This is a genomic window from Listeria aquatica FSL S10-1188, from assembly GCF_000525795.1.
Lineage (GTDB): Bacteria > Bacillota > Bacilli > Lactobacillales > Listeriaceae > Listeria > Listeria aquatica.
In genome coordinates this window covers 1-13,207 of record NZ_AOCG01000008.1, presented here as the reverse complement: position 1 = coordinate 13,207, position 13,207 = coordinate 1, and the positions used below count along the sequence as shown (strand labels likewise).

Here is a 13,207-nt window from a genome sequence, read left to right as displayed (position 1 = left end):
AAGCAGCCTAAAATAACTGCTTGAAAAGCCATAATTCCTTTACGACAAAATCATTATAACACTTTTAAAAAGAGTTGCAAGCAAATTTTTTACACTTTTGAAAAAAGCCGTTAAGAATGCTCATCCTATTGACCAAAATCTACTTTTTCATCCATTTTGCTTACTTCAACTAACAAAAAAAGCTCGCGTCAAAACAAGTATACCCATTGTTTTAATGCGAGCTTTTTTAAAGTTTAGTTTTGTTCAAGCGATTTCTTTTGACGCATTCTTTCTCTTACGCCAACACGTTTGATTTGTTTGCTTCGAAGTTGTCCGCAAGCTGCATCAATATCCGTCCCATGTTCGCGACGAACGACGCAATTGACACCATTTTTCTTTAACACATCATAAAATGCCAGCACATCTTCTTTGCGACTCCGCTCATATTGATTATGCTCATCGACAGGGTTGTAGGGAATCAAATTGACATAAGACAAACGCCGTTGATTCTTGAGTAGATCCGCTAGTTCCTGCGCTTCTTTTTTCGAATCGTTCACATCGCGCAACATGATATATTCATAGGTCACACGACGATTTGTTTTTTCAATGTAATATTCGATCGCGCTCATTAGTTTTTCGAGCGGGAACGTCCGGTTAATCCGCATGATATTCGTCCGAATGTCATTATTCGGCGCGTGGAGCGAAACCGCCAAGTTCACTTGGAAGTCTTCATTTGCAAAATCAATAATTCTTGGTGCAAGTCCACTTGTTGAAACAGTGATGTGGCGTGCGCCGATTGCAAGTCCCTTGTCGTGATTCACGACTCGCAGGAAGCTCATAACGTTATCGTAGTTATCAAACGGTTCGCCAATCCCCATGACAACAATATGGCTTACACGCTCATCTTTCCCGCGTTTATCCAAATAATGTTGCACGTTCATAATCTGCGAAACAATTTCGCCGGCAGTCAAATCCCGTTGTTTTTTTAATAACCCGCTTGCGCAAAACGTACAGCCGATGTTGCATCCCACTTGAGTCGTTACACAAACAGATAGCCCGTATTCATGCGTCATCATAACCGTTTCAATTAGGTTGCCATCTTCTAGCTTAAATAAATATTTAATCGTGCCATCAAGAGATTCCTGCACAATTTGTTCTTCTAATGTGTTTAATACAAAGTTTTCTTTTAGTAGTTGAATGCTCTCCTTAGGTATGTTGCTCATTTCATCGAAAGAATCGACACGCTTCCGGTAGAGCCATTCCCAAACTTGTGTTGCCCGAAATTTTTTCTGTCCTTTTTCAGTAAACCAAGCCGTTAAGTCATCAAACGTCAATCCGTAAATGGATTTTTTCGTCATTATTCAGCCTCTTCTCTTTAAGATTTCACTTCCATTTTATAGGTTTTCACACCGCGTGGCAATACTTTTCAGCGGAAACCTCAAATTAATTTATTGTACTTCACTCCTTCTCTATCATATACTTATTACAACACAAATGAACGGGAGGCTCTTAACCAATGAATGACTCATCTCATAAAATCGAACAGATTATCGAACAAGTTGAACAAGTCATCGTCGGCAAACGCCGCGTTATCGAACTTAGCTTAACCGCTCTTTTTGCAGGCGGTCATGTTTTAATTGAAGACGTTCCTGGGGTCGGTAAAACCATGCTCGTCCGTGCTCTTGCAAAATCGCTTGATACTACTTTTCAGCGTATCCAGTTCACGCCAGATTTACTGCCTTCTGATGTCACCGGCGTTTCGGTATTTAACCCAGATAGCCGCAAATTTGAGTTTCGGCCAGGTCCGATCATGGGCAACATTATTTTAGCCGACGAAATCAACCGAACAGCCCCAAGAACACAAGCCGCTTTGCTAGAAGGAATGGCCGAAAACAGCGTTACTGTAGATGGGACGACTTATCCACTTGCTGAGCCTTTTTTCGTCATGGCGACCCAAAACCCAATTGAATATGAAGGGACTTACGCGCTTCCAGAAGCTCAGCTTGACCGGTTCCTCTTTAAAATAATGATGGGCTATCCGACAAAAGCAGAAGAAATCGAGCTGCTAAGTGGTGAGCGAAGTTCAGTGGTCCTTTCATCCGTCCAAACAGTTATTCATTCAGATGAACTGGTGGAGCTCAAAAAGATGAGCCAAAAAGTAGTACTTTCTGATGAATTGAAAAGCTATATCGTTGAGCTTTCCCAAGCTACGCGGCAACATCAAGCAATCACACTTGGGGCAAGCCCGCGAGCAACAATCGCCTTAATGAAAGCTGCGAAAAGCTTTGCCTTTGTTTCAGGAAGAAATTTTGTTACACCAGATGATATTAAATATCTAGCACCATTCGTTTTTGGACATCGTCTCATTCTGACAGCTAATGCACTCTATAACGGTATCAAGCCGGAACACGTGATTCATGATATCCTGTCAGATTTAGCCGTTCCAATTGAAAAGGGCGCTTTAAATGAATAAGCTACGCCCCCTTTTTCTTGCCTCTAAATGGTTTGGGCTTGCTTTGCTTTTTGTGTGTTTAATCGTCTACGCCTTGTTCCAAGGTGACCATTCTAGTTGGTTTTTAACTTATTTTTTCGGTTTCATTTTATTATTTGTCCTTATTTTTTCCATTTATCGGCTGAAAAATTGGCAACTTATACGAAAATTTGACAAACAAGAATATTTTTCTGGAGATGCCATTAACTTAAGGCTATCCTTAACTCGAAAATCGCACTTTCCAGTTTGCTACCTGCTTGTTAAGCAGCCGCTTCCCGATTCGCTCCATGCTCAGCATGTGCTTCGCGAATTAACTTTTCCTTTCTTCAAAAGGAAACTCACGCTTCCATTTGAACCGGTACAAGCCAAACGTGGAATCCATGAATTCCCTCCACTTGAATTAAGAACAAGCGATCCGCTCGGGTTAATTGAACGAAGTATCAGAATGGGAGAAACGAAAACACTCATTGTTTACCCCACTTATTTCCCGGAAATCGCTAACAAATTAAGTGAAGCATCACCGGAACATGGTAAAAATGCCACACACTGGACCATTAAGAAAAACGAAAACTTACACGGTTTGCGTGAATATAACCCTGGAGACAGAGTCGCTTCGATTGATTGGAAAACAACGGCAAAAACCGGCACGATGATGACAAGGGAATTTGAAAATAGTGCTAAAAGTCGTATGAGCGTTGGCTTTTTCGGCACGCCAGATCCAGATTTTGAAATCGCCCTAAGCGCTGCATATTCATTTGTTCGCAAAATGGTTGAGGAAAATGGGGAACTCCGTGTCGCGCTATTTGGAAGTCCAAGCGAAACATTCGATTTTAACCAAGGGAAAAAGCACTTAAGTGAGCTTTCTCATGCTTTTGCAAAAATCAAGCCGCAAGAACCCGCTGTTCTCCTTCCCGAGCTTCAAGAGGAACTCGCGCAAAGCGAGCATTTACTGCTCTTTACATCGACTACGAATGAAGTGCTCCTCCGGGAAGTGCATAAATGGGGCGAAAACAAGGTCACACTTGTCGCGCTACAAGAAAGTGGAGCCAAACACCCACAAATTATTTACTTATCTAAAATGGAACTTTCACACAGCAAAGGAGGCATTTGATGGGACAAAAAACTTTAAAATTCCTGCTTTATGTGCTGGCTGTTCTGCTTGTTTCGGAATGGGTCTATCCATTTAGTTACTTAACGGAAACCAACTATTCGGTTTATATGGTGGCTTTTGTCGCTTTATCGCTCGGTTGCTTTTTTATAGGTTTACGATTCTACTATTCGATTCCGCTTCACCTCATTATCCTTGCCCTTTTGATGGCACTCTTATTTAATGGTGGTAATCTTTTTGATCCATCATTCTACTCAGAACTGACTAGAATGGTCATAAACGGAATCAGCCATATGATTCATCTTAATGCCACTGAAATCGGTGACGAATTTATTTTCATGACGTTTCTCGTTGCACTATGGTTGCTTGCTTACATTACTTCTTATTCACTGCTAAAGAAAAGTCGAATCATGAGCATCCTAGTTCTCACAGTGATTTATGTTGCTATCATTCATACCTTCACAGACTATCATGGTGAACTGGCACTTGTTCGAACTGTCATTATTGGTTTTTTTATTGCTTCACCTAACATTAACAGCGCGACTTGGTTACGCAAGTCAACTAGACTCAACGAAGCGGGTTGCTACTTATCATATCGGATTTCTTGCTACCTTAGCTATTATTACGGGGCTTTCGCTTTTTCTTCCTATCCATCAACCTGTTTGGAACGATCCTGTTCCTTTTATTCGCCAAACACTTGGAATAGATACAACAAGAACGGTCGGTTATAGTGAAGACGATACAGAACTAGGTGGAGCCCTTGAAGCTGATTATAGTGAAGTATTCCAAGTTACTACAAAACATCCACATTACTGGCGTGTTGAATCCAAACAAACCTATACTGGAAAAGGCTGGGCTCAGCCAAGTACGGCAAATCCAGAGCGTTTTAATAGCTTGGCAGACTTCCCTGTTAAACTGAATGAAGATTATGCTGAACAAAGTGAACAAGCAACGATTCGCTTCACAGCTTCTAATGACTATCTTGTTTATGCTTACGGCACACAAAATGTTCAGTCAACAGCTGGGCCGTTCCGTTATGTTGCATCTAATGAAAAGGTCACACCTCAAGGTTCCATTAAAAAATTACTCACTAGAAATAAAGCGGCCCACTTATGATATTCGGAAGATGAAAGAAGCGACCTATACGACTTTGCAAGATGAATTTGTGGAGCGCTATACACAGCTTCCAAACAGCCTTCCAAAGCGTGTCAAAAATCTCGCAAATCGGCTGACAGAGTCTGAAAGTGATACGTATGAAAAAGTAAAAGCCATTGAACGCTATCTAAGCTTCTCTGGTGAGTTTCGCTATAGTACGAAAGATGCGACAGAAACGAAGCGCGGGGCTGATTATGTCGATCAATTTTTGTTTGAGACTAAAGTTGGCTACTGTGATAACTTCTCAACATCAATGGTTGTCATGTTACGTTCACTTGGGATACCTGCTCGTTTCGCGAAGGGATTTACGCCTGGAGAAGAGACTCGAAAAGATGGTGCAAATACGATTTATAAAGTTCAAAATAACAATGCCCATTCTTGGCCAGAAGTTTATTTCCCTGGAACAGGTTGGGTCCCGTTTGAACCGACGGCAACCTTTCATAATCCAGAAGCTTTCACAAATACGACTGGTGATAATCGTCTAGATGCTAATCAAAATAGTCAAACCGAAAATCGCTCGGATACAGCCGCTAAAGAAGACAAATCAACTAAAAAAGAAGAGAACACTAAAAAACAGCAGAAAAACAAAACTTCCCAAAATAGTACGAAGCAAGAAACTAGGCACCAAGATAAGTCATTTCAGCTTCCTAAATACATTTACTGGATTTTATGTGGCCTTGTAATCCCTCTGCTTACTTTCTTAGTTGTGAAGCGGAAAGCACTATTGCTGCGCTATTTTAAATGGCAAATCAAGCATGACAGACTTCCATTTGAAGTTGCTTATCGCAAATTGCCAAAATTCTTTAGTAAGAGCAGAGAGCCAAGCGAGACCCTAACAGCTTATGCAACACGAATCGACATTTCCGCTTTCACAGAACTCACAAAACAATACGAAGCCTACTTATACGGCGGAGTTTATTTCCAAAATGAACAAATAAAACCTGCGTTTCTAGCTATTATTGAAGTTTTAGAAAGTCAAAAGAAGCGAAAAAACTTTAAACGCTAACCTGAAACCAGTAAGACTAATTCTTGAAAAGCTAAATTCAAGTGCGGCATTCGACGCGAATAAAAAAAACTAGGCTATCGATTTCTCTGCGCGAAACAGGAAGTCAATGGCCTAGTTTGAATTTATTCCGTTGAGTAGTGAGTATTTCTTTTCAAAAAACTCCTACTTCAATTCATATCACGTTTAGATATTCTAGTTCAGTATAAAGGAATCGTGCGCACAAAAAATTTCTATGAGTTTCTTAAAAAAAACGCCTTTACTAAATATCTAGTATTTAATATGCCACGTCTTGATAAGCAAGAAGCACGCGATTATTTTGCAAGTGTCTTATCCATCTTTAAACAGAACTCCCCTCTCCAGGATAATAAGAGAAGGGAGTTCTTCGATTATTGAAATGTGGATGCTATAGAATAACCGTATCATAATAAAAAATCCACGCTTTCTTGTGTTGAAATCCAAAATTCAGACTAAATATCCAACTTATATGGACAGAGTACAATTGTCATGAATTTTTTATACGAATAATAAAAGTACTAGATTTATTTTTGCAATTTTTTTTCTTTTCTGCGCTTCAATTTTTTTTCTTTCGTGAAGAATATGAATCTACAATCACAGCTATGACAAAGAGAATAGCCAGTATATTTATTATCCAAAAAATAATGTTGTTATGTGGAAACAATTTAGGAATCACGCTAAAAATGAGGATGAACAACAAAACAAAAAAGATTGTACTTGTGGTTTTAGTAAGCTTTAATTTCATTTTTGATCTCTCCTAGTTTTTTAAAATGCTATAAAGGTTAAAACTTTCATAACCCACCACGAAACTGTTTTACTCATCCCTAATTTTCGACAACCTAAATAAATAGCATCTGATACTTTTCCTGTAAAATGATCTATAAAACTTAATAAACTTTCAAACCCAGCTACCCCACCTAAAGTTTTCTTTACTTTTGAAGGTACTTTTTTCCATGCAGCCCTCAATAACTTAACAGCCCATTTTAGTTTTCCACGTTCTCTAGACAAAATTCGATCGCCATTTTGATCATAGGCTACTCCATCTTTTAACGTAATCCCTGTGTCTGAAACTTGCATCAACTCTTGTATTTCCTGTTCTGATAATCCCAAACGCTCTAGTTCTTCTTTGGATGGCACTTCTATATCCACTTCTTCCTTTTGTGTAGCTGGAATTTGTTTCTCTTGTGCATATACAGAAACTGCTGGTGCAACGGAAGTCATAACAAGCGTTGCTACCAAAGCAGGCGCTAAAACTCTCCCAATTTTTGTTAAATCTAACTTTTTCATGTTTTCACTCTCCTGATGTATTTATTCCAGAGAATTATAACGTAGAAAGAATAGAATGAATAGTTACAATCTTGTAAGGTATATTCTACTTCCAAGTTTAAAAGCAGTAGTCTGTTCCAGGAAACATCCAGTCATGAAATCAGAATATTGATTAGAGTCAAGATTATAATAGGCACTTCCTTTATCCCCAGAGTACTTGGCAGTTGCACTCGTAAGGCACACTCTAAAAAATACGTGTATAAGATTCCTACACATTTTGCAACGCATTCAGACATTCTAGTTCAGTATAAAGAAATCGTGAATATGAAAGAACTTCTATGAGTTTCTTAGTAAAAAAGCATTTAAAAAATACCTGGTATTTAATATGCCCAGATATGATAAGCAGGAGGTAGACGAATATTTTGCAAGTCGTCTTATCCACCTTTAAACTCCCCTCCCTAATGAAATAGGAAAAGGGAGTTGTTCGTTTATTGAGTTGTCGATGCTATAGAATGATTGTCTCCCAACAAAAAAAACCATGTTTAGGTAACATGAGCTTTTTGAAGAATTTAATTATTTCGGAAGACTTGAATTAATGATTATTCGCCATACCATTCTTCTTCAGTATATTCATATTCTGTTCTAAAATCTTCTGAGTATTTTTTGTAAATATACCCATCTACAACCGTTGTTGCATTTAAAAGTAGGGTAGGAAGTAAAGTAATTAGAAATAATACAAGTAATGCAATACAAACAAAAACAGATGCGATAATGGTTCCAGCAAATGTACCATTTTGTCCAGCAAGGAAATCTGCGTTGGTCCCACCAAGCCACCATTTATTTATTCTATATAACTGCATACCTGCAATAATAATTATGATAAGACTCACTAAAGCAATAGAAAGTATCCTAATAGCCTTAATAGATTTCCTTTTTCTTAACTGCTTTTCATCTGTTTCTAAATACTTGGTCTGCACTTTTTCTAGTAGTTTTAACTTGATTACATAAAAAGATAGGCTATATCCTATTAATATATAGACAATAGCAATTACTCGATTTATAAAGCTACTATCTGTTACCTCTAGACTTGAAATATAGAAAATAAGAGCCGTTTGTACAAATAAATAGATAGCAATATTATAGATAGCCGGTTTAAAATAGAGACTACTTCTAAAATACCCTATGACTGTTACTAAAATAATGATCGCTGCGATGATTGGAAATACAAACCAGTTATTGCTAGAAAAAAGACATACTAGCAACGAAACCACAGCAAAAATAAATATTTTTAATGTTTTAGATAATAGCTCTTTCCCCGTTCCATTTAATGTTATATAAATCTGATTTAGCGAATTCTTTTCTAGGGCTTGTTCAAAGGAGAATTGATTTACAATCTTTGAAAATAAACTCATTAATTTCCCCTCCAGTTTTCAGAAGGAGCATTATTCGTTCCTACTCCATGCTTATTTGATTTTGGCTCATATTGAGTTCCATCGTACTACCACTATTCTCCGTACCATTCTTTTTCCGTAAAGCCATATTCATTTCGATATTCTTCAGAGTAATTTTTTAGTGTTTTATTGGATTTAAGCTTTTTATCAAATCAAAGGAATCCCTTCTTTATCATGAAGGTTTACTTTTCTATACTGAACTTTCATGTGAATTTCATATTTTAAACAGTTATCATTTTTCCAATTTAAATTCCCCTGTATAGATTTTAACTCCCTGCCAAAATCTATACAGGGAAATAGTACTCACTATTACCACATAACTTCATCAAGTATTTAAATCATACTCTACTAAATAGATTTCATCACTAGAAATCAGTTCAGGAAGCTTTAATATTTCTTCCTCATTGACTAATTTTTTCAAATCCAATCTATATTTTTCTTTTAGCCAATCTTCATTAAAAATAAATTCTTTCTTAATTTCTTTCCTCCGTAGCACAGCATTGCAAAGACGTACAAGTTCATTTTTGCTTTTAGTAATATAATCCATACTAATCTCAGTATCATCTTTCAAGTTTTTTATGATTAATCGTTGTAGCCAAATTTCTAAATAGTCATTATAACTACTTTGGTGAAGTTTTTTATTTACTGATTGGATATACTTAAACTTTATTTCACTGGTATCTATACTTATAAAATCGCTTATTCCTTCTAAGTATTCCAATTGAAATTCACTTGATTCAATTTTTTGGATTAATGTTGATAAAAGTTTGACACCTATTTCAGTAATTTTAGGATTTTTTTTGATAATATCAACCAATATTGCTATTATTACCTCTACTTCTGTCCCAGTATTCTTAAAATCAGTAGAATTCATATCTAATAATCGATTCTCAAACTCGCTTAAAGCTGAAATAAGCTGACCACTGTTAGGGTAAATATCTGAAAAAGCTTTTATAATAAATAAGTGTTTCTGCAAAGTTGTCTTGTATGCTCTATTATGAAAGTTTTTTCTAAAAAATTTAGAAAATGCTTTTTCCTTTACTAACCTGTTTTTTTGTTTATCAATAGATTGTTTCATAAAATTTTGGGGTAATTCATATAATTTATCTGTTGTAAGTTTTATTACTAGATCATGCTCTATCCAATACTGCTTATCTTCTCTTAATGCACCAGAAATTAAATCGGTAACTTGGGACGTTTTTGATTTTCCTAGACTTAGTTTAAATCTTTGTAACAGAATTACGAGCTCTCGATTAATAATCATGGATTCTTCTATATTCTTAGTTAAAATACGGTAGTCATCTCGATAGCGTAATATTTTGTAATCAATGCTTTTCTCAGATTCATTTTCAATTTTTTTTAATTCTTCTCACCAGCTTATAATCTATAAATGCGAGTAGAAGTTCAGACATAAGATCTGAAATAATGTTTCCTTGAGGTATCCCTACTGTTTCTCCATAATTCATATATTGAAATTTTCGATCAACTTTATCCCCTAATAAGTCATCAAGTTTGCTTTGGTTCTTCGCTTCTTTTGATTTTTCTTCACCATGTAATGCCCAACATAAGGTATGAGTGTAGATGCTTCCATAAAAATTTTGTATATCTACTTTTAAAAGACAATTATATTCTAGACTATATTTTATAGTCTCTTGTTCGATTGACTCCCAAAAATTTAGTGCGTATTCTTTTTTACTATCTGCTTTACTAACCTTAACTGTCTCAAAAGGTAAACTACTACAAACAATTTTATTTTGAACGCTATCTTGAAGTTCTTCGAATCTTTCAACTAGTATTTTCCAATTAGTCTCCTTCGTCAGCAAATTAACAAAATCTACGTATAGATAAGGATGAATTAACGTTAGCGGTCGATATGTGTTGCTCTCTTTATTTATGTAAATGGTATAATTATATTTGGACACTTTGAATATTTATGGTTCTCAAACAAGTGGTTTTTTGTTTCTAGACTTTCTTCTCCTAACTTTTCCAAAGCACTTTCGAGAAGGTATGTAATATTAAAATATACTGGAAGATTTTGACTAAAATAACTAGAAGGTTTCAAAAAAAAATCTTCGAGCCTCATCATGATTCATTGATAATATGTTTTTTTCTGGATAATTTTAATTCCTCCTCACTTCTATTCTTTTAATTAATAAAATTTTTTTCATTAGATAGGAATTGGTTCTGTACTACTGTTTTTTCCTATTATAAAAACTTTTTCCTAAAATCAATTTTATCACTTAATCTCTATAATCTCCATTGCATTTCATAAACATGTGCTTATTTCACTATATAATAAACTTTTCTTTATAGATTATTTTATAAACTAAATCTAAGTATCAGTGGTTGTTATAACCCGCATTCTTTCGTTGGACTAAAAAAGTCTAGAATTTATAGATTCTAGACTTGTCTCTGGTTATAAAATTAGTTAAATCGCTTAATCAACAGTCCCTTTGGGAATTTCATTCTCCTCAATCATTTGATCGTAATGTTCAGCAAACTCCCTTTCTTTATCATTCAAAAATCCTTTAAATAAGACTTGGCTGACATTTTCTCGATTAAAAAAATAGACTGCTTCGGGGGATATCATCCCTTGGGGAATTAATACAGCTCCATAATCATAAAAAAAATGCTTTTTTCCTATCTTCTATCACACTTGCTCTGGAAACGATCATTAACACAGAGCCATCTCCATCCTTTAAAGTGACTACGCTTCCTAACGGTAAAATTTTTCCATCCATTTTATTTCCCCTCCAATTTTCTCTTTTGATAATTTTCCACTATGTTAAACCAACTAATCAAATTGTTTTGCCAAATGAGATAAAATACAATATAGGGGAGTACCCCAAAAAGGCTCAATGGAATAAGCTCACTTCCTATTGGACTTCCCAAAAATAAACCTTGTTGGTTAATCCTAAATAAAAGATAGAAAAACCCTATTGTTGTTCCTAAAAATAAAAAAAGTAAGTACCCATGCAAAAATTTTCTTAGAGATAGTAACCTTTTTATTGTTAAAGATATTCCATATATTATTATTTTGGACAGCATTTCTAAATTCTTTTTTTTTGTTGCTTTCTCTGCTTTTTTTTATGTCCTTATATAAAATACGATGAGTTAGAGTGGCTAAAAAGAAGAATTCAAACATCCAAAAAAGAATCAAAAAAAAAACAATATGCCAATCGTATATTCTCCCATAAAAAACTGATCTTTCCCAAAAAATGTTAGTACACTTCCGCACAATATAATTGCTACAAGAGTGAGAATGATAACCTTAGAATTATTTCTAGTTTTTTTTGTTACTTAACCATTGACTTTTCTTTGATTTTTAAAATTTGCTTTCTTTTTCTATCAAAATAAACTGTATAGCCAGCCGTTTCTCCAATATAAATAATTTTCTTCATTAAAGGATTCTCCTCATAGAATGAATTTTATCATAATCTCTTCTCTGTATTTTACCACAGTTTAAAATTATCCCAGTTCCATTCTCCATGAGCAAATCCATCGTAAAGTGTGTTAGAAATACCATTGACTAAATAACCTCCAACCGCTCCTGCTACTGTTCCAACTACTGGAATAGGGATGAGTGAACCAATTGCGGCCCCTGCATATAAGGACCCCACTGCCGTACCTGTATGCACAGCACCATCTATCACAGCACTCGTTTCTCCATATTCATCTCTTCTTTCAAGATAAGTCAACCCACCATCAAGAACTGCTGTTGTACCGCCAAAAACCCCTATACTTTTTGGCAAACCACTTGATATTTTTCCTGTTCCATTAATAATTTCGTCAGCTGTTTTGGCATTTTTTACTGTTTTTAAAACGGTTTACATCACCATTTACTTGCCCCCAAGTTTTTTTTACCAGATCTTGTGCTTCTAACAGATGAATTATGCCAAGTCCCGCCTTTAATTTTTTTTAATGCTTGCCTTACCTTCAGCTCGAACTACATTTGCTGTAGAAACATATCCTCCAGCCATCAGTGCTGTGCCAGTCAATTCTAGATACTTTTCGTATTTATTTTTAATAGTTTCAGTCCACGTCAAATCGCTTTGTTTCGGAACCATAAAAGTTCCTGTTGAGGAATTCCAAGCTGTCTTGGTTTGCGCAATCCCTTGATCAATCGCTTGTTTCAAACTCGCAATTTCTGAAAAAATACTCGGTGAACTCGCATGAAATGCCCGTAACTTTCGAAGTTTTTCTTCCAGTTCTTCCTTATTGGTTTGATAAGAATTGATCAAAGCTTGATTGAGATTGAGTTGCGTTCGATGATCCGTTTCGGGTAATTGAGATTGTGTGATTTTTGTTTGAAGCGCATTCGCTTGATTAATAAGGTCATTTGCTTTCCGAATTTGTTCTTCTAACTCAGATTCCTTTAAGTCCCCACTATCGACTTCACTTTGATAACGCTCCGAGAATTTCTGAACGGCTTCTTCAGTCGCTTCTGTTAAAAGGATTCCGGCCTGAACAAGGGGCAACAGAACCGCGCTATAAAAAGCTTTGGCTGAATCATAGGCTTTCCCTTTCAGTAAAGGGCTATCTACTGTAAATTGATGAATCGCTTGTTGAAGAGCTTCATACCCCTCCAAGTGTTTCTGGCAAACTTGACTCGTACTGGTCGCTTGGGCTTTCGACTTTGACACATACATATCAATGCTCATGCTTTCTCCTCCCGTTCGTCTAGGCTGGCTTTTTCTTTTTTCTATAGGCGACTTCATTGGCTTGGTCTTCCAAAT

13 protein-coding genes are annotated in these 13,207 nt (G+C 36.0%); 4 read left to right on the top strand and 9 right to left on the bottom strand.

Annotated features, from left to right (window positions below; translation table 11 throughout):
- Positions 1-233 precede the first annotated feature (233 nt).
- Complete coding sequence (gene rlmN, locus MAQA_RS06305; protein WP_036072358.1) at positions 234-1,337, bottom strand: dual-specificity RNA methyltransferase RlmN; 1,104 nt, start codon at positions 1,335-1,337, stop codon at positions 234-236.
- Between the two features lie 158 nt (positions 1,338-1,495).
- Between rlmN and MAQA_RS06300 the strand changes: the two genes are divergently transcribed.
- The 4 genes from MAQA_RS06300 (at position 1,496) to MAQA_RS13670 (ending at position 5,739) form a co-directional block, all read left to right on the top strand.
- Entirely contained in the window at positions 1,496-2,452 is a 957-nt protein-coding gene (locus MAQA_RS06300) for an AAA family ATPase (RefSeq protein ID WP_036072356.1), read from the top strand.
- Entirely contained in the window at positions 2,445-3,581 is a 1,137-nt protein-coding gene (locus MAQA_RS06295) for a DUF58 domain-containing protein (protein ID WP_052008500.1), read from the top strand. Before MAQA_RS06300 ends, MAQA_RS06295 begins: the two co-directional genes overlap by 8 nt.
- A gap of 483 nt (positions 3,582-4,064) precedes the next feature.
- Complete coding sequence (locus MAQA_RS14550) at positions 4,065-4,694, top strand: transglutaminaseTgpA domain-containing protein (RefSeq protein ID WP_052008499.1); 630 nt, start codon at positions 4,065-4,067, stop codon at positions 4,692-4,694.
- Between the two features lie 10 nt (positions 4,695-4,704).
- Positions 4,705-5,739, top strand: a complete 1,035-nt coding sequence (locus MAQA_RS13670) for a transglutaminase-like domain-containing protein (RefSeq protein WP_052008498.1) — start codon at positions 4,705-4,707, stop codon at positions 5,737-5,739.
- A 780-nt stretch (positions 5,740-6,519) separates the two neighbouring features.
- Here the strand turns inward: MAQA_RS13670 and MAQA_RS13665 are convergent.
- From MAQA_RS13665 to MAQA_RS06250, 8 genes are all read right to left on the bottom strand, one after another.
- Positions 6,520-7,041, bottom strand: a complete 522-nt coding sequence (locus tag MAQA_RS13665; RefSeq protein ID WP_052008497.1) for a hypothetical protein — start codon at positions 7,039-7,041, stop codon at positions 6,520-6,522.
- Positions 7,042-7,619: 578 nt separating this feature from the next.
- Positions 7,620-8,432: a hypothetical protein gene (locus tag MAQA_RS13660; protein WP_052008496.1), complete on the bottom strand. Its 813-nt coding sequence runs from the start codon at positions 8,430-8,432 to the stop codon at positions 7,620-7,622.
- Positions 8,433-8,796: 364 nt separating this feature from the next.
- The gene (locus MAQA_RS15490) at positions 8,797-9,735 is read right to left on the bottom strand and encodes a reverse transcriptase (RefSeq protein WP_241463137.1); all 939 of its coding nucleotides are present in this window, start codon (positions 9,733-9,735) and stop codon (positions 8,797-8,799) included.
- A gap of 85 nt (positions 9,736-9,820) precedes the next feature.
- A complete protein-coding gene (locus MAQA_RS15485; protein ID WP_241463136.1) occupies positions 9,821-10,294 on the bottom strand; it encodes an RNA-directed DNA polymerase in 474 nt (157 codons plus the stop codon).
- A 614-nt stretch (positions 10,295-10,908) separates the two neighbouring features.
- Positions 10,909-11,061 carry a DUF4176 domain-containing protein gene (locus MAQA_RS15480; RefSeq protein ID WP_241463135.1) on the bottom strand — a complete coding sequence of 51 codons (153 nt, stop codon included), beginning with the start codon at positions 11,059-11,061 and terminating at the stop codon, positions 10,909-10,911.
- 28 nt (positions 11,062-11,089) lie between these two features.
- On the bottom strand, positions 11,090-11,212 hold the full coding sequence (locus tag MAQA_RS15475; protein WP_241463134.1) for a DUF4176 domain-containing protein: 123 nt from the start codon (positions 11,210-11,212) through the stop codon (positions 11,090-11,092).
- A 711-nt stretch (positions 11,213-11,923) separates the two neighbouring features.
- On the bottom strand, positions 11,924-12,223 hold the full coding sequence (locus MAQA_RS15470) for a hypothetical protein (protein WP_241463133.1): 300 nt from the start codon (positions 12,221-12,223) through the stop codon (positions 11,924-11,926).
- 156 nt (positions 12,224-12,379) lie between these two features.
- A partial coding sequence (locus MAQA_RS06250) for a T7SS effector LXG polymorphic toxin (RefSeq protein ID WP_241463132.1) occupies positions 12,380-13,207 on the bottom strand: 828 nt, incomplete at its 5' end.